The following is a 22,073-nucleotide window of genomic DNA, read 5'->3' on the forward strand; positions in this document are numbered from 1 at the left end:
GTGCTCGCGCACCGCCTCGGCCCCTGCCGTCAATTCGCGTCCCGCGAGACGTCCGGCCACAACAGCGGGTTCGGCGAACTGCGCTGGTAGCCGGCCTCGTTCATCAGCAGGTCGAGCGTGAGACTCGCGAGATCGTCCGCCAGCGGCTCGAACTCGTAGTCCTTCTCCTGATAGCCGATCTTGCGATAGGTCTTGCACTCGTCGCACGACTCTGCCTTGACGGCTTCGCTGCCGCCCTCGATCCCGTGATACGCGATGCCCTTCGTCGAATCGCAGTGCGAGCACTTCGTGCGCACCATGTGCCACTCGGTCGTGCACAGCCCGCATTGCAGGAAACGGTAACCCTGGTACTGGCCGCCCACCCGCACGACGCTCGCGACCGGATGCGTGCCGCACACGGGGCACAGCCCCGGCTGGTCGAGATACGGGACGTCAGCCGGCCCAACGCGGCTTGCGAGGTCCGTCCAGACGACCTGCAGCGCGGCCATCAGGAACGGCGCGGTAGCCGGGTCGACTTCGGCGAAACGCAGCGCGAGGATCGCGTCGGCTTGCGCGTCGAGTTCGGCGGGCGCCATCAGGCGCAGGCGGTCGAGCAGCTTCGCGAGCTGCGGGTTGACAAGCCCCGCGCCTTCGACGCGGTCGAGCAGTTCGTACAGCACGGCACGCCAGCGCGGATCGCGCTCGCCGTCGAGCGCCGGCACGAGCGGCATCGAATGCTGCTGCGCACGCGCGATCGCTTCCTTCGACGGCAGCGGCAGCTCGAGCGTTTGCAGTGTCGCGTGCTGCGCATCGGCGACGGTGGCCATCAGCCGCAGGTAGCCGCTGATCGGGTTCAGGTCGGCCAGCTTGCGCAGCCGCGCGGCGCGCGCCGAGAACGCGGTGGCGCGCTCCGGCAGGCGAAAGCGCGGGATGGCCGAATGATCGAGTGCCGAGATCTCGGTCGGTTCGAGAATGCGTTGTGTCACAGATATGTCTTCCAAATAAACAAGCGCCGACAAGTCGGCGCTTCAGGCGGTTCCGACGGCTGACGGGCCAGCCCGCCGCGATCGGCGAGCCGCCCCGCTCCGGTGCGTTATTTCACGCTTTCACGGAACCACTTCGGGTGATGCTTGCGAGCCCAGCCCAGCGTGACGGTGCCGCGCACCATCGCGCCGATCGAGCCCTTCACCCACAACGCCGCGTAAATGTGCACGATGATGCTCGCGATCAGCACGAAGGCCGCCACGGCATGCACGACAGCGGCCGCGCGGATCACCCCGATCGGGAAGTAGAACGAGAAGTAGCGCCGCCAGATCACGACTCCCGACAGCAGGAGCAGCAACAGGCACGCCACCAGCGTAAAGAATAGCAGCTTCTGTCCGGCGTTATAGCGCCCGACAGGCGGCAGCTTGTCTTCCTGGTTGGTCAGCACGTCGCCGATCTGCTTGAGCCACTGCCGGTCGTCCGCGTCGAGCGCGTTGTGATGCCAGAAGCGCACCACCAGGATCGCGAACGACACGAACATCACGAGGCCGACGAACGGATGCAGGATCCGCGTCCACTGGCCGCCGCCGAACAGCGCGGTCAGCCAGAACATCGACGGATGGAACAGCGCGAGCCCGGACAGCGCGAGCAGCACGAACGTGATCGCGGTGATCCAGTGGTTCGTGCGCTCGTTCGCCGAGTAGCGGACGATCAGGTTGGGGTCGTCGTGCTTCATTTCGCGTCCTCCTTGATGCGTCGCGCCTCGTCGCGCGCGGCCGCTTCCTCTTCGTCGCTCACCTCGTTCGGACCGACCCGGACATAGTGGAAGAACCCGGCGAGCGCGGTCAGCGCGATGCCCGCGACCGCGAGCGGCTTCGCGATGCCCTTCCACAGCTTCACCATCGGGCTGATCGACGGGTTGTCGGGCAGCCCGTGGTACAGCGACGGTTTATCGGCGTGGTGCAGCACGTACATCACGTGCGTGCCGCCGACGCCCTGCGGGTCGTACAGCCCCGCATGCTCGAAGCCGCGCTCCTTCAGGTCCTCGATCCGCTCGGCCGCATGCTGCTTCATGTCCTCCTTGGTGCCGAACACGATCGCGCCGGTCGGGCAGGTCTTCACGCAGGCCGGTTCCTGGCCGACCGCGACGCGGTCGGAACAGAGCGTGCACTTGTAGGCGCGATGATCCTTCTTCGAGATCCGCGGAACGTTGAACGGGCAGCCGGTCACGCAATAGCCGCAACCGATGCAGTTCTCCTCGTGGAAATCGACGATCCCGTTGTTGTACTGCACGATCGCGCCCGGCGACGGACACGCCTTCAGGCAGCCCGGATCCTCGCAGTGCATGCAGCCGTCCTTGCGGATCAGCCACTCGAGGTCGCCCGCCGGGTTCTCGTATTCGGAGAACCGCATCACCGTCCACGAATGCTCGGTCAGGTCGGCCGGGTTGTCGTACACGCCGACGTTGGTGCCGATTTCGTCGCGCAGGTCGTTCCACTCCATGCATGCGGTCTGGCATGCCTTGCAGCCGATGCACTTCGATACGTCGATCAGCTTCGCGACACTCCCGGTCACCGGTTCGCGCACCGTGGGCGGTGGCGTCGTGGTGGCCGAGACGCGCTTGATATCCAGCGATTGCAATGCCATCTCTTCCCCCTTACGCCTTTTCGACCTTCACCAGGAACGACTTGAATTCCGGTGTATAGGAGTTGCCGTCACCCACGGACGGAGTCAGGGTATTGGCGAGATAGCCGGGCTTCGTCAGACCCTTGAAGCCCCAGTGCAACGGGACGCCGACCGTCTGGACCTTCTTGCCGTCGACCGTCAGCGGCTTGATCCGCTTCGTGACGAGGGCAACCGCGACGATGTAGCCGCGCTTGGACGACACCTTCACGCGCTCGCCATGCGCGACGCCGACTTCCTTTGCGAGGTCTTCGCCGATCTCGACGAATTGCTCGGGCTGGATGATCGAGTTCAGCCGCGCATGCTTGGTCCAGTAGTGGAAGTGCTCGGTCAGCCGGTACGTCGTCGCCACGTGCGGGAAGTCCGCCACCTTGCCGAACGACGCGCGGTCGTCCGGAAACACGCGGGCAGCCGGGTTGTTCAGCGCCTGCGGGTTGTTCGGGTGCAGCGGGTTCGCGTCGAGCGGCGTCTCGAACGGCTCGTAGTGCTCGGGGAACGGACCTTCGTTCATCCCCGCGCGGGCGAAGAAGCGCGCGACGCCCTCCGGGTTCATGATGAACGGCCCCATCCCGTTCTCGGGGGGTTCGTCCGCCTTGAAGTCCGGGATATCGGGGCCCGCCCACGCCTTGCCGTTCCAGCCGATCAGCTTGCGGGTCGGGTCGAACGGCTTGCCGCTGACGTCGCACGAAGCGCGGTTGTACAGGATTCGCCGGTTCGCCGGCCACGCCCACGCCCAGTTCAGCGTCTGGCCGAGGCCGGTCGGATCCGAGTTGTCGCGCCGCCCCATCTGGTTGCCGGCCTGGGTCCATGCACCGCAGAAAATCCAGCAGCCGCTCGCGGTCGTGCCGTCGTCCTTCAGTTGCGCGAACCCGGCGAGCTGCTCGCCCTTCTTCACGAGCGTCTTCGTCGGATCCTTCGGATCGGGCAGATCGGCGAGCGCCCGCCCGTTGAACTCCATCGCGAGCTCCTGGGGCGTCGGGCTTTCCGGGTTCGCGTACGGCCAGCTCAGGTTCACGATCGGATCCGGATACTTGCCGCCGTCCGCCTGGTACATCTTGCGCATGCGCAGGAACAGCCCCGACATGATCTCGAGGTCGCTCTTCGCTTCGCCCGGCGGCTCCGCGCCCTTCCAGTGCCATTGCAGCACCCGGCTCGAGCTCACGAGCGAGCCGTCTTCCTCCGCGAAGCACGTCGTGGGCAAACGGAACACCTCGGTCTGGATCTTCGACGGATCGACGTCGTTGTAGTCGCCGTGATACTTCCAGAACTCGGAGGTCTCGGTCGCGAGCGGATCCATGATCACGAGCCACTTGAGCTTCGCGAGCCCCGCGGCCGTCTTCACCTTCGACGGCGCCGCCGCGAGCGGGTTGAAGCCCTGGCAGATGTAGCCGTTCATCTTGCCGGCATTCATCAGCTCGATCGCCTGCAACAGGTCGTACTGCTTGTCCAGCTTCGGCAGGTAGTCGTAGGCCCAGTTGTTCTCGGCCGTGGCGGCATCGCCCCACCACGCCTTCATGAAGCTGACGTGGAACGCCTTGTAGTTCTTCCAGTAGCTCAACTGGTTCGGCCGTAGCGGCTCCTGCGCGCGCTTCTTGATGTAGCCGTCGAAATCCTGCTCGGCCTGCATCGGCAGCGTCATGTAGCCCGGCAGCAGGTTCGACATCAGCCCGAGGTCGGTCAACCCCTGGATGTTCGAGTGGCCGCGCAGCGCGTTCATCCCGCCGCCGGCGATGCCGATGTTGCCGAGCAGCAGCTGCACCATCGCGCCGGTGCGGATCATCTGCGCGCCGACCGAGTGGTGCGTCCAGCCGAGCGCGTACAGGATCGTGCCGGCCCGGCCGGGAACGGCCGTGGTCGCGAGCATCTCGCACACCTTGAGGAATTTCTCCTTCGGCGTGCCGCACGTCTGCTGGACCATGTCCGGCGTATAGCGCGCGTAGTGCTGCTTCAGCAGGTTGTACACGCAACGCGGATGCTGCAGCGTCGGGTCGACCTTCACGAAGCCGTCGTCGCCGCGCTCGTAGTCCCAGCTCGATTTGTCCGGATACGCGTGCTTCTGGGCGTCGTAGCCGGAATAGATGCCGTCGTTGAACGCGAAATCCTCGCGCACGATGAACGAGAAGTCCGTGTAGTTCTTCACGTACTCATGCTGGATCTTGTCGTTCGTCAGCAGATAGTTGATGACGCCGCCCAGGAAGACGATGTCGGTGCCGGTGCGGATCGGCGCGTAGTAGTCGGCCACCGAGGCCGTACGCGTGAAGCGCGGGTCGACGACGATCAGCCGCGCCTTGCGGTGCGCCTTCGCCTCCGTTACCCACTTGAAACCGCACGGATGGGCCTCGGCTGCATTGCCGCCCATCACGAGAATCACGTCCGCGTTCTTGATGTCGACCCAATGGTTCGTCATCGCTCCACGGCCAAACGTCGGGGCAAGACCTGCCACCGTCGGGCCATGTCAGACACGCGCCTGATTGTCGAATGCGAGCATCCCGAGACTGCGGACGGTCTTGTGCGTCAGGTAGCCGACCTCGTTGCTGCCCGCCGACGCGGCCAGCATGCCGGTGGTCAGCCAGCGGTTGACCTTCGCACCGTCTTCCGCCGTCTCGACGAAGTTCGCGTCGCGGTCGGCCTTCATCAGCTTCGCGATGCGGTCGAGCGCGTCATTCCACGAGATCGGTTCCCACTTGTCCGAACCGGGCGCCCGATACTCGGGGTGCGTCAGGCGGCTCGGGCTGTGGATGAAGTCGATCAGGCTCGCGCCCTTCGGGCACAGCGTGCCGCGATTGACGGGATGGTCGGGATCGCCTTCGATATGGATGATGCTCGCCTGGGCGTTCTTCGCGCCGTCTCCGAGGCTGTACATCAGGATGCCGCAACCCACTGAACAGTAAGGACAGGTGTTGCGCGTTTCGACTGTGCGCGCCAGCTTGTACTGTCGGACTTCGGCAAGCGCTTCGGATGGCGAGAAGCCCATCAGGGCTAGACTCGATCCGGCAAGCGACGTAGCCGTCACCTTCAGGAACTGGCGCCGGGACATTTGTAGCATGGCGGGTCTCGGCGTTATTGTGGGGGTGGGGAAACTGAAAGGAATTATAGACAGTCCACGCAACTATGTTCGATTCTTCGGATCAATTCTGAATTGTCCGATTACCAACGGTGACCGCCGCACGGCATCTCGACCGAATCCTCATGAAACGACAGATCACCACCGAGGCGACCCGTCTCGCCCAACAGCAGGCCAACTGGGCCCTCACCGCGTTCAAGCGCTTCTCGTCCGACCGCTGCTCCGCGATGGCCGCGGGCATCGCGTTCTTCTCCGCATTCTCGCTTGCACCGATGCTCGTGATGGTGATCGCCGTCGCCGGCTGGTTCTACGGCGACGACGCCGCACGCGGCCAGGTGTTCGAACAGGCGCACCAGCTGATCGGGGACGACGCGGCGGCCAGCATCCAGACGATCGTGCAGAACGCGCATCGCGCAGGCGAGCGCGGCGGCCTCGCGACACTGATCTCGTTCGCCGCGCTCGCGATCGGTGCGTCGGCCACCTTCGCGTCGCTCAGCGCCGCGCTCAGCGTGATCTGGCCGGCCACCGAAAACCGCTGGTCGAGCATGCTTGGGCTGGTGCGCGTGCGGCTGATCTCGTTCGGGCTCGTGCTTGGCGTCGCGTTCCTCCTGATCGTGTCGCTCGTGCTCGATACCGCGATCACGTTCGTCGGCACCTGGCTGCTGGGCAATTCGCCGTATGTCGTCGTCACGAACGTCGTGCAGTTCTTCGTCGGCATCGCGGTGCTCGCGGCCGCATTCGCCGCGTTGATGAAGTTCCTGCCCGACGCGCGCGTCGCGTGGCGCGACGCCGCGGTCGGCGGCGTCGTGTCCGCGATCCTGTTCTCCGGCGGCAAGAAGCTGTTCGCGCTGTACCTCGCGCATGCGGGCACGGCCAGTGCGTTCGGCGCAGCCGGATCGTTCGCGGTCCTGTTGATGTGGTTGTACTTCTCCGCGATCGTGCTGCTGCTCGGTGCGGAATTCGCGGCGGCCCGCGGCGACGCGCATCGGCTTGCCGGCGTCGCATCGGCCGAATCCGCTCAAACCGAACGCGCGCGCGGCGACTGATTCGCCACGTATACGAAATGCGGCGCGCGCAGAGCCTCGCGCGCCGCGAAATTGCCTGCTACACGCCCGCCAAACTCCCGCAACCACGCTGTCCGCCGCGCATTCGCGCGGCGTTGGCGCGTTCGTTGCACGCCGGCACGTTCGCGGCTGCAACGGCAAACGTTTGCAAGCGCTTATTTCGGTGCTCAAACCGGCCGAAACGGGGCGTCTGCCTCAATGTGCATCACACACTGAAACAATCGCCCCGCACCAATTGTCAACTATTTCAAAAACAGGAACAGTTGTTGATGTGCTTGATATATATGGACTTTTTGGTGCTGTTACCTTTTCGAGACACTTTATTTTTTAAGCTTTCTTGCGTCGATGGCACTGAGCTATTCTCCAATCCGCAACAAATAACGATGAATCACTTGCGTGGAGAAACTCAACGATGAAGAAACTTGCTCTCTCGACCCTCTCGCTCGCCCTGCTGGGCGCCGCCGGCGCTGCTCAGGCACAGTCGAGCGTGACGCTGTACGGCGTGATCGACACGTCGATCACCTATGTTCACGGTAACGCAGGTCAAGGCAACAATTCGTGGTCGATGGGTAGCGGCAACCTGCAAGGCAGCCGTTTCGGCCTGAAGGGTTCCGAAGACCTCGGTGGTGGCCTGAAGGCGATCTTCCAGTTGGAAAACGGCTTCAACTCGGCATCGGGCGCACTGGGTCAGGGTGGTCGCATGTTCGGCCGCCAGGCATTCGTCGGCCTGCAAAGCAACCAGTACGGTACGGTAACGCTGGGTCGTCAGTATGACCCGCTCGTCGACCTGGTTCAGGCAGTCACGGCTGACAACTATTTCGGCAGCGTGTTCGCCACGCCGGGCGACGTCGACAACAACGACAACAGCCTGCGCGTCAGCAATGCAGTGAAGTACACGTCGCCGGTCTGGGCCGGCCTGCAAGTCGAAGCCCTGTACGCATTCGGCGGTGTCGCCGGCGCAACCGGCAGCGGCCAGACGTGGGCAGCGGCAGCTGCCTACAACAACGGCCCGCTCGGCCTGGCAGCTGGCTACTTCCACGCAAACAACTCGTCGCCGCTGAGCGCCGCTGGCCAGCGCACCGGCTGGACCGGCTCGTCGGACGCGATCTTCGACGGCTCGGGCAGCTTCATCAACAACGCGTACGCGTCGTCGTCGTCGATCGGTATCGCACAAGTGGCCGGCCAGTACGCATTCGGCCCGGTGACGTTCGGCCTCGGCTACAGCAACTCGCAATACAAGGCGGATGCGAACTCGACGTTCGGCACGAACCAGAAGTACAACACGGGCCGCGCGTTCGTCACGTACCAGGCTTCGGCACCGCTGCTGCTGGGCGTCGGCTACATCTACACGAAGGGCAGCGGCCAGACCGACGCCAAGTACCATCAGGTTTCGGTCGGCGCCGACTACTCGCTGTCGAAGCGCACCGACGTCTACCTGGTTGGCGCATACCAGCACGCAAGCGGCGAGAACGCGGACGGTACCCCCGCGCAGGCATCGATCGGCTCGTATGGCATCGCCGGCAAGAACTCGCAGGAAATCGTCGCTCTCGGCCTGCGCCACAAGTTCTAAAAACGACGTACCCGGCGTGCATGGCGTCTCCGACGCCTTGCCGCCGAACTGGAAAGCCAGTCATCGGTTTCGGCCGTGGCTGGCTTTTTTTTCGTCCGTCGCCGGCGGGCCGGCACGGCCCGCTCCCGCCGACGGCCGATACCTGGGCACCGAGGCACTTCAGCCGGCCGGCAGCGGCGCCTGGCGGCTGCAATACGCCGGAAACGCGATTTCCTGACGCAGGGGCCTCTCGCCGTGTGCGCGCCGGACGACTACCATCCGCACTGTCGGTGCCACGGATCCGGTGCGACGGCCGTTCGCCCCGGCGTGTCGATTTCGGCGGTCTTCATCCGTCGTATCGAGGTCGGCACGCGATTTGCGCCCCGGCCAATGCAGACAGGAGATACGCCATGACGATTCAGAAGATCACGCCCTTCCTCTGGTATGCGGCGGAAGCCGAAGAAGCCGCGGCCTTCTATGCGGGCATCTTTCCGGATTCGCGCATCGTGCGCGTCACCACGGTGCCCGGCACCGACGGCACGCGGATGGTCGAGTTCGAGCTGTTCGGGCAGCCGTTCTTCGCGATGAGCCACCCGCGCACCGACACGTTCAACCACGCGATCTCGCTGCTGGTCAGCTGCGCCGACCAGGCGGAGCTCGACCGCTACTGGAACGCCCTGCTCGACAACGGCGGCACGGCCGACGCCTGCGGCTGGCTCAGAGACCGCTACGGCGTCTCGTGGCAGATCGTTCCGGAAGCGCTGATCCCGATGATGTCCGACCGGGACACCGTCAAGGCCACGCGCGTGGCCGCCGCGATGATGCAGATGGTCAAGCTCGACGACGCCGCGCTGAAAGCCGCCTATGGCGGCACGGCGGGCTGACGAAGCAGCACGCCGCACAGCGCGTGCGCGATGACGCGCCGGATCGCCGACAGGCATCCGGCTCGACCGCATGCGCGTGCGGCTGCCGCGCCGATGCCCGTGATCGTCGTCGGCTTCGCCCGCAAGCCGGACACGTGCGCGGCATCTGCGGCTACGGCGACAGCATCGATTCGACCGTTCGCCGCGCGTAGCCGATGAATTCGGCAAGGGGTTCACCCGACACGATCGCTGCATCCTCCTCGCCGCCGAGATAGGCGGCGCGCGCCGCCGCGACATCTGGCCGGCAAGTTTCAGGCAAGCGTTCCAGTATCCATGTCACGGCGACGTCCTTGGGCGCGATCCTGCCGGTCGCGGCGCTGTACCCGATGCGCGCAAGCGTGAGCACCCCTTTGCATTCGTCACCGCACCGGTTCGGTTCGGCATTCCACTACGCAACGGTGGCCCATAGCGCGGCGACAAAATCCTGTGCCGGTACGTGCTCGAAAAGCGCCGCCGCTGCCGGGCGGGGCACGACGCTGTGCCGTCGCACCTTCGTCAACAGGATCGCCAGATCGTGATCGACGAGCGCCGGTTCGACGCTGCCGGCTTCGGGGTTGCGACGCCGCCACTCGCCGAACTGCAGTTCGCGCCGCGCCGGGTGACGCCACGGCACGACTTCGTCGAGCGCGACGACGGTCACTTCCAGTGCGCGCATGCCGCCGGTGCGAGCGGGCGGCGCCGACACGGCGAGCAGGTCGAGCATCAACGCGCGTCGTGTCGGCTCGTCAGCGCGGGTCGACACCGTCACCAGCAGGTCGACGTCGCTGCGCGGTTTCAGCCCGCCGTCGAGCGCCGATCGGAACAGGTGGATCGCCTTCAGCGTCGCGCCGAGATGCCGCTCGATCGCGTCGCACGCCGCGGCGGCCTGAGCTGCGATTCCGTCGGGAATGGTTTCCGTCGCGATGCGTGACCCTCGCGCTGCGCACGCAACCGGCGCAGCGAGCGCGACAGGCAGAGGCGAATCCACAGCAAGCGCGCAAGCGGATTGCCGTTCGTCATCGCGCGTGCGCGGCGCGTCTTCCGGAGTACGTCACGCGTCGAACCGGTCCTTCCGCCATATCGCGGCTTCGCTGCCGCGCGATTGGCGCAGCGCAATAAAAATCCCCGCACGCTTTCGCGTACGGGGATCGTCGGACATCGCAACGGCTGCCGACATGCATTCGGCAACCGCTGCGCGGCATTACGCTGCCGCGTCCTTCAGCTTCTTCAGCGCACGTGCCTTCACGCGCACGCTGGCCGGCTTCGCCGGGAACCAACGCTCTTCGCCCGTGAACGGATCCTTGCCGAAGCGCTTCTTCTTCGCCGGCACGACTTGTGCCGTGATCTTCAGCAGACCCGGCAGCGTGAACTCGCCCGCGCCCTTCTTGTGGACCGAGCCCAGCACGACGTTCTCGAGTGCGACGAGCACTGCCTTGACCGCCTTCACTTCGACAGCTGCGCGCTCAGCGATGTGCGTTGCGAGCGATGCCTTCGTGAACTTGTCCTTCAGCGGCGTCGGAGCGGCCGGTGCCGCCTTCGCGACAACCTTCTTGGCCACTACTTTCTTCGCGGGCGCAGCCTTTTTGGCAGCCACTTTCTTGGTGGCCGGTGCGGCAGCCTTTTTGGCCACCTTTTTAGCGGAAGTCGCCATGTTTCTCCTACCAGGTGTGGTCGTTGGATACACGAAGCGTGCAACGCGCGCGCTTCAACGCCGGATTCTACAAGCGCCGCGACGCTTCGTGCAGTACTTTTATGCGTTTTCGCGGGGTTTCCCGCAGGTTTTTTTGCATGCGACCGATTGCGTCGACGCTCCAGCATCAAAAAACGCCTTCACGTAGGCACCCGAACGCGAATTACGTTCGATATTTGCGCACCTATACTGGGCTCGCTCAATGCCCGGATGCCGCCATGCGCGAAGCCAGATACGTCAAAGGACTCGACGGCCTGCGAGCCCTCGCCGTCATCCTCGTTTTCCTGTCCCACAAGGGCCACGTCCTTGCCGTCGACGTCGGCAAGCTGGGCGTGTGGACGTTTTTCCTCATCAGCGGATTCCTGATCGTCGGCGAGCTGCATCGCAACCGCCAGGCGGTCGAGTGCGGCGCCATGACGCGCCGCCATGCGCTCGCGCTGTTCCTCGCGAAACGCGCGCTGCGGATCTTTCCCGTCTATTACCTGCTGCTCGCCGCGCTCGCGATCGCGCACGCGCTGTTCTACCAGCGCGACGTCAATCTCGGACTCGCGTGGCACGCGGCGTTCCTGTCGAATTACTGGATCGGCGTCGTCAAGGACGGCTGGCCGGGCTCCACGTCGCACTTCTGGAGCCTCGCGGTTGAACAGCAGTTCTATCTGATTGCGCCGCTCGCGCTGCTCGCGGTGCCGGCCGCGCGACACGTCGCGCTTGGTATCGCGGCCGTCGTGCTGGGCGCGCTCGCCCATCTCGCGCTCTACCTGTGCGACGCGTCGCCGGTGCTGATCTATGCATTTTCGCCGTGGAATTTCGCGCTGATCGCGCTCGGCGGCGTCGGCGCGATCGTGCTCGCCGATCGCGGTGCGGCCGCCGTGCGCCGCGTTCCGCCCGGCTGGCTCGGCGCGGCAGGCGTCCTGTTCTTTCTCGTGCTACCCGCTTGCACGGCGTTGCCCGGCACGATCGCGGGGCTCGCGGATCTCGGCCTGTCCGCCTCGCTCGGCGCGCTGCTGCTGTGGATCGTCAGCGAACCCGAGCATCCGGTCGTGGCGCTGCTCGACCGGGCGCCGCTCGCCTATCTCGGCACGATCAGCTACGGCTTCTACCTGTTCCACAACCTGATTCCGGCGCGTTTCGGCGTGCTGCCTGCGCACGTCGCGCACGTGGCCATACCGGAAATCGTCCGCGACACGCTACCCGAGATGCTGCAGTTCGCGCTCGCCGTGCTGCTCGCGCACCTGTCCTGGCGCTATCTCGAAAAGCGGCTGCTCGATTTCAAGAAGCCGGTCGCCGCGATGCTGGCCCGGCATTTCGTCGCGCGGCCGGGCACGTCGGCACGTTGAACGCCATACGGATGCGGCGACGATCGAACGTGGAAACCGCGATTCAGGCCACAACCCGGAGCTGACACTCGGTAAGCGAGGCGTCGCCGCGTCGCTTCAGCGACCGGCGCCGGCAGAACCGGTGCGGTCTCAAACGTCGATGTACATCGCGCTACCGAATCGCCGATCCGGTCACCCGGTCGCCCGCTGCGGCACCGGTTTCAGGCGTGACGTCCGTTCTTGTCGAAGCGCCCCGCTCCGCACGCGGCGCCGCCCACGAAGCCAGTCCGCCACGACACACACGCCGACGGCGCGCACCACGATCGCGCAACCGCGCACCTGTCCATGCAAAAAAGCCCCGGCGCGCGAGCGGCCGGGGCTAACGGAACAACCACCACCTGAAACAATGGAGCGCGCGGCTGCCTAGGCGACGGCAGCCAGCGCGGGCAAGCAGGTACGCAGGTAGGCCTCGAATTCGCGGCTCACTTCCGGATGCTGGAGCGCGAGTTCGACGGTAGCCTTGAGATAGCCGATCTTGCTGCCGCAGTCGAAGCGCGTGCCGTAGTAGCGATACGCGAGCACCTGCTCGTTCGCGAGCAGCGACTGGACCGCATCGGTCAGCTGCAGCTCGCCGCCGGCGCCCGGCCTGAGCTTGCGCAGGTGATCGAAGATCGTCGGCATGAACACGTAGCGGCCGACCACGCCGAGATTCGACGGCGCATCTTCCGGCGCCGGCTTCTCGATGATGCCCGACAGCTTGATGATGTCCTCTTCCCATTCGCGGCCTTCGACGACGCCGTACGAGCGGCTGTCATCGCGTGCGATCGTCTCGACCCCGATCACCGAGCTGTGATAGTGGTCGAACACGTCGACGAGTTGCTTCAGCACCGGCTGTTCGCCGTGCAGCAGGTCGTCGGCGAGGATCACCGCGAACGGCTCGCCATGCACCAGCTTCTCCGCGCACAGCACCGCGTGGCCGAGGCCCAGCGCTTCCGGCTGGCGCACGTAGAAGCAGTTCACGTGGCTCGGCTTGATGCCGCGCACGAGCTCGAGCAGCTTTTCCTTGCCGCGCGCCTCGAGCTCGGCCTCGATCTCGTACGACTTGTCGAAGTGATCCTCGATCGCGCGCTTGCTGCGCCCGGTGACGAAGATCATCTCGGTGATACCTGCGTTGATCGCTTCCTCGACCGCGTACTGGATCAACGGCTTGTCGACGACGGGCAGCATTTCCTTCGGGCTCGCCTTCGTTGCCGGGAGGAACCGCGTGCCGAGACCGGCAACGGGGAACACGGCCTTGGTGACTTTCAACATGTTCGCATCCTGATTGCGTTGACTGCGCCGCGTCGACCCGGGACCCGGCGCGATTGTGTTCCGAACGGCATATCGACAATCGACGGCACTGCCAATTCGACTCCGCTCATTTTCGATATGGACTGATTGCCCAATGATTCCGAAAAAAATATAATCCTTTCAACCCGGTCGATATTGCCGAGCCGAGTGCCGAAGCAGAAACAAATTACCGATTTTCCAGATACAAATTCTTACGACTCGAATTCCTCGATATAGGGCACGCCGCCCCGTTCGAGCCCCGGGCGAATCGGTTCGTTCTTCAGCGCCTCGCGGTACGCCGACAGCATGGCCATGACCAGCAGTACTGCCGCGCTTGCGATCCAATGCATGTCCATCTTGCCGCTCCTTGCATCAATCAACTGGAGCTTCAAATTATCAGAAAAAAATCGGTAAATAATTGACCTGCCTCGTGGAACCGCTTTCCGAACGCGATGAAACCATGATGTGGAATTCCGATATTTCCCGGTGAGATTTTTTTATTCATTGATCGAATTCTTGCGCATTACGATTGGATGAAACTTCCCGTCCATCCGTCGCAAGGAATCGAATCGCATGCAAGCTTTCAGCGGATCGTCTCTAGCCGCGCCGCCCGTCGCCGATCACAAGGAACACGTGATCGACGCGATGCGCGGCTTCGCGGCGCTGCTCGTCGCCTATTTCCACTGCCGGCAGGTCGTCTGGGTCGGCATGCAGAGCTTCCATCACGCTTACGGCCATGCGCTCAGCCCGAGCGCGATCGCCGGCTACCTGACCTTTCCGTTCGCATGGGGCTCCGCCGGCGTGCCGATCTTCTTCGTGATCAGCGGCTACTGCATCCACCGCAACGCGGCGCTCAAGCTCGCGGCCGATCCCGCGTACCGGCTCGATGCGCCGAACTTCTGGGTGCGCCGGTTCGCGCGCATCTACCCGGTGCTGCTCGCCGCGCTGCTGTTCACGCTCGCGCTCGACTCGGTCAGCCTGCAGATCGAGCCCGTCAGCCACAAGATCCGTGACGTCGGCCTCGTCGCGTTCCTCGTGAACCTGTTCTCGCTGCAGGGCGTCGCCGGCTACACGTACGGGTCGAACGGCGCGCTGTGGACGCTGTCGCTCGAAGTGCAGTTCTACGCGATCTACCCGCTGCTGTTCGCGCTGCGCCGGCGCATCGGCATGCCGGCGGTCGTGGCCGCGGTCGCGCTCGTCAACGTCGCGTCGGCGTGGCTGCTCGAACGGCACGATCTGCAGTTCTTCACGTCGTACTGGCTGCCCTGGACGATCGGTGCGTGGATCGCCGACGTGCGTGCGCAGCAGGCGCGCGGCGGCGGCGCGGCCACCGTGCCGTCGCGTGCGTGGTACGGCGCGGCAGCCGTGCTGCTGGCCGCCGGCTGCGGCGCGTTCCATTACGGCCAGTACGGCGCGTTCCAGCTGTGGTCGGCCGGCTTCGCATGCTTCCTGTACCGCGCGCTCGCCCGCCCGCCGCACCCGACGCCGCCGCTGCGCGTGCTGAGCTGGTTCGGCGACTTCAGTTACTCGCTGTACCTGATCCACCTGCCGCTGTTCGTCTGCCTCGGCTCGGTGCTGTTCCATTCCGAGCTGCAGTTGTCGATCTGGCCGTCGTTCGCGTTCATGGCCGCCGCGATCCCGGTCGCGTACGCGTTCTACCGGATGTTCGAACGGCCCGCGATGACGTGGTCGGCCAGCTTCAAGCCGGCCCGCCCCGCCCGGGTCGTCACGCCGGCGCCCGAACGGGCAGTCTGACCCGGAAGGTCCGCTTTCCCGAGCCCCTGCGCGGCGTCCCGCTGCGCGGGGGCTTATTCATGGCTTGGGCGGGTTGCACGGCGGGTTGGCATGGATGGGCTAGCCTTCCGGCGTCGGGCCACGCTACGGCCCGCATAAGCCGTCCTCGACCGACTTTCATTACCGGGACTGTCTGGACGCAGCCTTCTGCCGTCACCTTCTGTCGTCACCCACCCGCTCCCTCCCAATCGACGACCGGCCAAACACGCACCCTGCACGGCGCATGACAACCTGCCCGGCAAAGGCCCCGACGCCGAAAAACCAAGCCCCCACGCAGCACACCGCCGCATGAGGGCTCGTTTCCCGCCGGCTCGCGCCGATTACCGCTGCTTCGCCCTCGCGGCCTTCGCCGTATCCGCGAGGATCTTCTCCACCCGCTCCACATAGGTTTCGGTGCCGAACCGGCGCACCGCCGTCGCACGCCCGCTCGCGACGAGCCGCTCGCGCAGCGCACCGTCGCGCTTCAGCATATCCAGCGCATCGGCCAGTGCGGTCGGATCGCCCGGCGCGCAGAGCAGCCCGTTGTCGCCGTCCTCGATGATCTCGACGACACCGCCCGCACGAGCCGCGACGACCGGCCGCCGCGCCAGCATCCCCTCGACGATCACGCGCCCGAACGGCTCGGGCGTGATCGACGTGTGCGCAACGACATCGACCGCCGTCATGCACGCGGCCACGTCGCGCTGGAACCCGAGGAAATGCACGCGCGCGTCCATCCCGTGCCGGGCTACGTATTCATGCAGCTGCGCGGCGTATTCGTCCTCGCCGAACAACGGTGCGCCGACCAGCACCACGTGCATGTCGGGATGCCGCGCAGCGGCCTCCAGCAGTACATGCTGCCCCTTCCAGTGCGCGAGGCGGCTGAACGAGCCGACGAGCCATGCGTGCTCGGGCAATCCCAGCCGCGCGCGCAGCGCGGCCTGGCTGACGCCTTCCAGCGCATCGAACGGCTCGGCCGAAATGCCGTTGAACACGACGTCGACGTGCTGCGGCGTGAAGCCCGTCAGCTTACGGAACGCCTGCGCAGACGCATCCGAATTCGCGATCACGCGCGTGACGCCGAGCCGCGCGCAGTACTTGATCGCCAGCAGCTGCTTGCTGCCGAAATGGTCGGTGCTGACGATGTCGCGCAGGTGCCACACCACCGGCTTGCGCGCAAGTCGCCCGGCCAGCGCGGCGACCACCATCGCGCGCTGCGTGTTCGCGTAGATCACCTCGGCACGGCGTGCGCGGCGCGCGACGTCGCGCACCAGCCGCACGAGCTGTTTCACCGCGCCGACCGACACGCCGCCCTGCTTGCGCACACCCGCGAGCGCGCCCTGGTCGACCACGTCGACGCGCGCGCCGATCTCGTCGAGCGCCGCACGGAACGGCCCGTCGTCGAACAGCAGGACATCGGCGTTCGCGCGCATGTGCTTCATGATCTCGAGCAGCGACAGCTCGGCGCCGCCCAGCACGCCGCTCTGGTCGAGCACGAGCGTCGCCGGGCCGCGCGAGGCCGGCATCGGCGCGATGGCCGTACCACGCTGCGCGGTCGAGCCGGGCAGCGCGGCTTCGACATAGTCGAGAAAGCGCCGCCGGAACGTATCCGCGGAGAATCGCTCCGCGTTCGCGCGGCACGCGTTCGGCGTGAAGCGCTGCGGCGCACGCTCGAAATCGTCGACGGCCGCGACGATCGCGTGCGGCGTCTGTTCGTCGAAAAAGAGCCCGGTCGGATCCAGGTTCGATTGCGGGTCGAGCACGGTTTCGAGCGCGCCGCCCTTGCCGTACGCGATCACCGGCGTGCCGCACGCCTGCGCCTCGACCACCGAGATCCCGAAATCCTCCTCGGCCGCGAATACGAACGCCTTCGCGCGGCGCATCCGGTCGTGCAGCACCGCGAACGGCTGGTAGCCCATGATCTCGACGTTCGGGCCGGCCTTCGCGCGGATCTTCTGCATCTCGGGGCCGTCGCCGATCACGACAAGCTTGCGCTCGGGCGTCCGCGAGAACGCGTCGACGATCAGGTCGATCTTCTTGTACGGCACCATCCGCGACGCGGTCAGGTAGAACTCCTCCTTCTGCGCGTTCAGCGAAAACGCGTCGACATCGACCGGCGGGAAGATCACCGCCGCGTCGCGGTGGTAGACCTTCTTGATGCGCCGCGCGATGAACGCGGAGTTCGCGACGAAGCCGTCCACCGCGTTCGCGGTGCGCGTGTCCCAGTTGCGGATGTAATGCAGGATCATCCGCGCGAGCAGCGATTTCGGCCCGTGCGTGAGGTTCGACTGTTCCAGGTACTGGTGCTGCAGATCCCACGCATAGCGGATCGGCGAATGCACGTAGCTGATGTGCACCTGGTCCGGCCCCGTCAGCACGCCCTTCGCGACCGCGTGGCTGCTCGAGATCACGAGGTCGTACTCGGACACGTCGAGCTGCTCGATCGCGAGCGGCATCAGCGGCAGGTAGCTGCGGTACTTGGTGCGCGCGAACGGCAGCTTCTGGATGAACGACGTCGTCACCGGCTTGCCGCGCACGAACGCCCGATCGTCGAGGAAATCGACGAGGCTGAACAGGTCCGCATCGGGAAAACACGCGACGATCTGCTCGAGCACGCGCTCGGCGCCTGCATAGGTGACGAGCCAGTCGTGGACGATCGCCACGCGCAGCGCGCGCGACGCATGGCGCGCGCCGGCGCGTTCGGCCGGCACGGACCGGCGCAGCACGGCGGCGTCGCCCGCTTCGGCCACGGCCGCATCGGCGGCGGCGAGATTCAACACGGCGTGTTCCGCCAGATCGCGATTCATACGGTTCTCCTCGCATTGAGACGGACGAACAGGTCGCGCACGAGCGCACGCAACCCCGGTGTCATCGTGAGCGACCACGCAACATTCAGCAGCAGCACGACCGCGCACAGGCCGATCGACTCGACGAGCCCCGGCCACGCCTGCGCCAGAAACAGGCTCGCGAGCAGGAAGGCGAGGTGCGCGAGCATGTCGAGCACGATCGCGCGCATCCGGATCGCCGACAGGTACAGCAGCACGCCGTAGTCGACGAGCGCACGCGCGGCAACCACCACCGCCGCGCCGATCAGCCCGAAGTGATGAATGCCGAACCACAGGCCACCGACGAAGAACGGCATCTCGACGAGCCCGGCGAACGCCGCGCGGGCCGGGTTGACCTGCGACTGGATCAGGATTCGCGTGACGCTCGCCTGGCCGACGAGCCATACGCTGATGACCAGCACACGCCCGACCGGCGCCGAATGCGCGGCGAGATCGGCGCCGACCCACAGCGTGAGGAACGGCGCGAGCGCGAAAATTGCAACGATGCCGACCGGCGTGAACACGCCGTTCAGGAATTCGAGCGACTGGCGCGCGAGCGTGTCCGCATGGTCGCGGCCCACCGCCGACAGGCGCGGGAACAGCGTGCGCACGAGCGCGTTCGGCAGCATGTTCAGGCGCGTGACGAGGTTCTGCGGCACCGTGTAGTAAGTGACGAACTTCGCGCCCATCCCCGCGCCGAGCATCACGCGATCGAGCGTGTCCGCGATCATGCTCGTCGTGCTCGCGATCAGCATCCAGCCACCGAAGTTGAACAGCCCTTTCGCGGTGCCCCACTGCGGCGGATCGATGCGACGGATCCCGAGCACCTTGATGCTCGCGTGGCCGAGCATCACCGCTGCGACCAGGCGCGCGACGACCGCCGCGGCGAGCACCGTCTGCAGGTTCGGCGCGATCCACCACGCGGCGCCGAGCGGCAGCAGCTGGAACAGGAACGTGCCGATCGTCTGGTTCGTGTTGAACACGCCGAAGCGTTCGGCGCCGTTGATCGCGCCGGCGAACACCCACGACACGTTCGCCAGCGGAATCGCGAGCGCGAGCCACGGCAGCGCGAGATAGACCTCGTGCTGCATCGCCGCCGACACCTTCGTGAAGTACGCGGTGTAGATGAACGCGCCGAAATAGATCAGCAGCCCGCCCACGATGCCGGTGCCGAGGTTCAGCCAGAACGCGCTCCAGAACACGCGCGCGCTCTCGTCGGCGTTGCCGCTCGCGAGCGCCTTCGAGATGTGGTTCTGCGCGGCCATGCTCATCCCGAGATCGAGAATCCCGAAATAGCCGATCAGCGTCCACACGAGGCTGACGACGCCATAGCGTTCGACGCCGAGCGCATGGATATAGGCGGGCACGGTGACCAGCGACACGAAGGTCGGCAGGATCAGCCCGATGAAGTTGATCGAAACGTTCTTGAGTATGCCTTTGTCCATGCTTGTGCCTTGTGTGACGTCGCCCGTCACGGTTTCCAGCGATACATCAGCACCTTGCCGCGCGCGTCTTCCTCGACGAACACGAGGTATTCGCCGTTTTCGCGGCGGAACGCGCTGATGCCGAACGGCACGTCGACCCAGCCGGATGCCTTGCCGACCTCGGCGCCGGGGCTCATCACGCCCACTTCCTTGCCGGTTTCCTTGTCGTACACGTGGATCTTGCCGACCGGCTCCACCCCGAACAGGTAGCGGCCCTCGACCGTGATCCCGATCAGGTCGAAGATCGGCTTCGCATCGAGCTGCCACGGCAGCGCGACCTGGTAGCGCACGACCGGCGAGCCCGTCGACCACTTGTCGAAGCGCACCAGCACGCGGCCCACTTCCTTGTTGATGCCCGGCTGCGGCGGCGCGTCGGCCGTGTAACCGGTCACGTACAGCGTGTCCGTCTGCGCGTCGTAGATCGAGCGGCGCAGTTGCGTGAACGGCTGCGGCATCGGGTAGGTCGTGACCTTGTCGTACGAGTAGATCGGGTTGCCGGCCTTGTCGACGCCGCCGTAGCGGAACCGGTGGATGCCGCGCACGTCGCTCGTGCGCCAGATGTCGCCCTTCGTGTCGACCCACCAGCCCCAGCCACCCGCCTTCGCCTTGCCCGTCGTGTTGAGCTCGAACTCGTCGGCATCCAGCCGGCCGTTGCCGTTTGCGTCGCGCCACAGCCAGTCGCCGCCCGGCGGCTTGTTCGGCACGTTGTCGACCGGCCGCGCGCGGCCCGCGATCAGGCCGGACGGAATCGCGACTTCGCCGTCGCGCTTCGCATCGAAGCGGTAGATCTTCAGGTGATCGGCGTACATGTCGGTCAGGTACAGGAACGTGCGGCCGTCGACGCGGCGCGCGATCGGCATGCCCGGCCATTGGTCCGTGTGGAACACGGGGTCGTCCGGATACTTGAAGCGGTTCGACAGGAAGCCGACGTATTTCCAGTCCTGGCCGGGCGGCTTCGACAGGTCCAGTTCGAAGCGCTTGTTGCCCGTGTACACGCTGTTCGGCCGCGCCGGGTCGAGCCACGCGCCGTCGACGAACAGCAGCCCCTGCACCTGCCAGCGCGGCTTGCCGTCCGGCGTGTAGCTTTCGAGCACCGCACCGAGCCCCGCGCCGATCGTGTCGTGACGCGGCCCGATGCCGTTCATCGACACATAGATGTTGCCCGCGCGGTCGACGCCGACGCCCGTCAGCCCGTTGAAGCGCTGCGGCCCCGGCCGGCCCGGCACCGGGCCCGCGAAAATGCCGCCGCGCTCGCCGAGCGTGCCCGACTGCGCATAGCCCTTGGTGCCTTTCGAGAAGATCAGGATCTGCTGGCGCGGCCCGTTGTCCGCGACGAGCACACGCCCTTTCGTGTCGACCGCCACGTCCACCACGTCGGCGCCTTCGGGCAGCGCGGGTGCGTCGTCGAGCTTGCGGCCGTCCGCGCGCACGTGCACCAGGTGCGGGGGCCCGTTGATCGTATCCGTGAGCAGCCACAGCGTGCCGTCGCCCGCGAGCGCGATGCGGCCCGGCTCGTGCGCGCTCCACGTGCCCTTCTGCTGCATCGTCTCCGCGTCATACACGTCCACCGCGTCGCGCGACGGATTCGTCGCGAACAGTGTCTTGTCGTCGGCCGCGAGACCGCCGACTTCCGCCTTCTGCTCGCCCACTTCCGAGCGCGCGGGCGCCGCCACCTCGTTCATCATCATGAAGCTCGCGGCCAGCCGCGCGCGGCCGGGGTCCGCCCGGCCGCCCGGCGCGACCTGCGGCGCCGCGCGAAACGGCGCGGGCTGCTTCAAGTCGCCGATCGTGCGGCGCGAGATGCCGAACCACTGCTTGCCCTTGTCCGGCCAGATGCCGGGCGACTGCAGGTGGCCGCGCTCGTTGCCGACACCGATCGCGACGTACGCATACTTGCTGTTTACAGCGATCGCGCTGCCGCCGAGGTTGCCCCAGCCATGCGTGCCGCCCGCGAAGCCGAGCATCTTCCCGTCCTGGTAGACGCTCGCCTCGGCCCCGCTCTCGTCCCACGGCGCATTCGTATACACCTTGCCCTCAGGCGTCACCGCGATCGCGCGGATGTCGATCTGCGTCCAGCTGCCGTCGCCATAGCCGAACGTATTGCCGATCCACGACGTCGTCGCGGGCAACACCGTTTCCGCCGGTGCGGCGCGCGTCAGCAGCGTCGCGCATACCGTCATGCCAACCAGAATCAGACGTCGCAATGCGCTTCTCCAGACTTGATGCAACAGCGACCGGCACCGCCACGGACTGCCGCCGGCGCACCCTGTCGCTAAATGGGTTTCAAACGTCGCGATGCAGGTTACAAGCAAAAATAATCACAAGAAATTTGGAAATATTTGGGGATGTTTCCGCATGAAATATCGAACCGGAACAGAGGCGAAAAAGCACTCGAAAACGGCAACAACGACCGCCTTTCGTTTCCCAATCC

General features: G+C 65.8%; 16 protein-coding genes and 1 pseudogene. 6 read left to right on the forward strand and 11 right to left on the reverse strand.

All coding sequences use genetic code 11. From position 1 onward, the window contains the following. Window positions 1-29 precede the first annotated feature (29 nt). From fdhE to fdnG, 4 genes are all read right to left on the reverse strand, one after another. Window positions 30-965, reverse strand: coding sequence for a formate dehydrogenase accessory protein FdhE (fdhE, locus tag LGN17_RS02310; protein WP_226195001.1), 936 nt, complete (start codon window positions 963-965; stop codon window positions 30-32). Between the two features lie 107 nt (window positions 966-1,072). Then, the gene (locus LGN17_RS02315; protein WP_039370262.1) at window positions 1,073-1,699 is read right to left on the reverse strand and encodes a formate dehydrogenase subunit gamma; all 627 of its coding nucleotides are present in this window, start codon (window positions 1,697-1,699) and stop codon (window positions 1,073-1,075) included. After that, window positions 1,696-2,610: a formate dehydrogenase subunit beta gene (gene fdxH / locus LGN17_RS02320; RefSeq protein ID WP_226195002.1), complete on the reverse strand. Its 915-nt coding sequence runs from the start codon at window positions 2,608-2,610 to the stop codon at window positions 1,696-1,698. Before fdxH ends, LGN17_RS02315 begins: the two co-directional genes overlap by 4 nt. A 10-nt stretch (window positions 2,611-2,620) precedes the next feature. Further along, window positions 2,621-5,692: a formate dehydrogenase-N subunit alpha gene (gene fdnG, locus LGN17_RS02325; protein WP_226195003.1), complete on the reverse strand. Its 3,072-nt coding sequence runs from the start codon at window positions 5,690-5,692 to the stop codon at window positions 2,621-2,623. 143 nt (window positions 5,693-5,835) lie between these two features. On the opposite strand from fdnG, the gene LGN17_RS02330 reads away from it, so the two are divergent. From LGN17_RS02330 to LGN17_RS02340, 3 genes are all read left to right on the forward strand, one after another. Continuing rightward, complete coding sequence (locus LGN17_RS02330; protein WP_226195004.1) at window positions 5,836-6,756, forward strand: YihY/virulence factor BrkB family protein; 921 nt, start codon at window positions 5,836-5,838, stop codon at window positions 6,754-6,756. Window positions 6,757-7,186: 430 nt separating this feature from the next. Then, window positions 7,187-8,344, forward strand: coding sequence for a porin (locus tag LGN17_RS02335; protein WP_226195005.1), 1,158 nt, complete (start codon window positions 7,187-7,189; stop codon window positions 8,342-8,344). Window positions 8,345-8,733: 389 nt separating this feature from the next. After that, a complete protein-coding gene (locus LGN17_RS02340) occupies window positions 8,734-9,207 on the forward strand; it encodes a VOC family protein (RefSeq protein ID WP_226195006.1) in 474 nt (157 codons plus the stop codon). Window positions 9,208-9,358: 151 nt separating this feature from the next. Here LGN17_RS02340 and LGN17_RS02345 read toward each other — a convergent pair. Both LGN17_RS02345 and LGN17_RS02350 read right to left on the reverse strand, forming a co-directional pair. Then, window positions 9,359-10,150: pseudogene (locus LGN17_RS02345) on the reverse strand (aminoglycoside adenylyltransferase family protein). A gap of 276 nt (window positions 10,151-10,426) precedes the next feature. Beyond that, complete coding sequence (locus LGN17_RS02350; protein ID WP_011355701.1) at window positions 10,427-10,876, reverse strand: HU family DNA-binding protein; 450 nt, start codon at window positions 10,874-10,876, stop codon at window positions 10,427-10,429. Between LGN17_RS02350 and LGN17_RS02355 the strand changes: the two genes are divergently transcribed. Together LGN17_RS02355 and LGN17_RS02360 are read left to right on the forward strand one after the other, a co-directional pair. After that, on the forward strand, window positions 10,776-11,063 hold the full coding sequence (locus LGN17_RS02355) for a hypothetical protein (RefSeq protein ID WP_226195287.1): 288 nt from the start codon (window positions 10,776-10,778) through the stop codon (window positions 11,061-11,063). The genes LGN17_RS02350 and LGN17_RS02355 overlap by 101 nt on opposite strands. A gap of 70 nt (window positions 11,064-11,133) precedes the next feature. Continuing rightward, window positions 11,134-12,252 (forward strand): acyltransferase family protein, encoded by a 1,119-nt coding sequence (locus tag LGN17_RS02360; RefSeq protein ID WP_226195007.1) that lies wholly within the window; start codon window positions 11,134-11,136, stop codon window positions 12,250-12,252. A gap of 402 nt (window positions 12,253-12,654) precedes the next feature. Here LGN17_RS02360 and galU read toward each other — a convergent pair whose 3' ends face one another. Next, window positions 12,655-13,542, reverse strand: a complete 888-nt coding sequence (gene galU / locus LGN17_RS02365) for a UTP--glucose-1-phosphate uridylyltransferase GalU (protein WP_175955194.1) — start codon at window positions 13,540-13,542, stop codon at window positions 12,655-12,657. 230 nt (window positions 13,543-13,772) lie between these two features. After that, on the reverse strand, window positions 13,773-13,916 hold the full coding sequence (locus tag LGN17_RS02370) for a hypothetical protein (RefSeq protein ID WP_175967895.1): 144 nt from the start codon (window positions 13,914-13,916) through the stop codon (window positions 13,773-13,775). Between the two features lie 217 nt (window positions 13,917-14,133). Here LGN17_RS02370 and LGN17_RS02375 point away from each other — a divergent pair, with 217 nt between their 5' ends. Continuing rightward, window positions 14,134-15,315: an acyltransferase family protein gene (locus tag LGN17_RS02375; RefSeq protein ID WP_226195008.1), complete on the forward strand. Its 1,182-nt coding sequence runs from the start codon at window positions 14,134-14,136 to the stop codon at window positions 15,313-15,315. 359 nt (window positions 15,316-15,674) lie between these two features. On the opposite strand, the gene LGN17_RS02380 is transcribed toward LGN17_RS02375, so the two are convergent. Genes LGN17_RS02380 through LGN17_RS02390 form a run of 3 tightly spaced genes read right to left on the reverse strand, consistent with a single transcriptional unit; the run spans window position 15,675 to window position 21,822 of the window. After that, window positions 15,675-18,140, reverse strand: coding sequence for a glycosyltransferase family 4 protein (locus LGN17_RS02380; protein ID WP_226195009.1), 2,466 nt, complete (start codon window positions 18,138-18,140; stop codon window positions 15,675-15,677). After that, on the reverse strand, window positions 18,137-19,603 hold the full coding sequence (locus tag LGN17_RS02385; RefSeq protein WP_226195010.1) for an oligosaccharide flippase family protein: 1,467 nt from the start codon (window positions 19,601-19,603) through the stop codon (window positions 18,137-18,139). Before LGN17_RS02385 ends, LGN17_RS02380 begins: the two co-directional genes overlap by 4 nt. A gap of 26 nt (window positions 19,604-19,629) precedes the next feature. Beyond that, the gene (locus LGN17_RS02390; protein ID WP_226195274.1) at window positions 19,630-21,822 is read right to left on the reverse strand and encodes a hypothetical protein; all 2,193 of its coding nucleotides are present in this window, start codon (window positions 21,820-21,822) and stop codon (window positions 19,630-19,632) included. Between the last annotated feature and the right edge of the window lie 251 nt (window positions 21,823-22,073).

This window comes from Burkholderia sp. AU30280 (assembly GCF_020420125.1).
Taxonomy (GTDB): Bacteria; Pseudomonadota; Gammaproteobacteria; order Burkholderiales; family Burkholderiaceae; genus Burkholderia.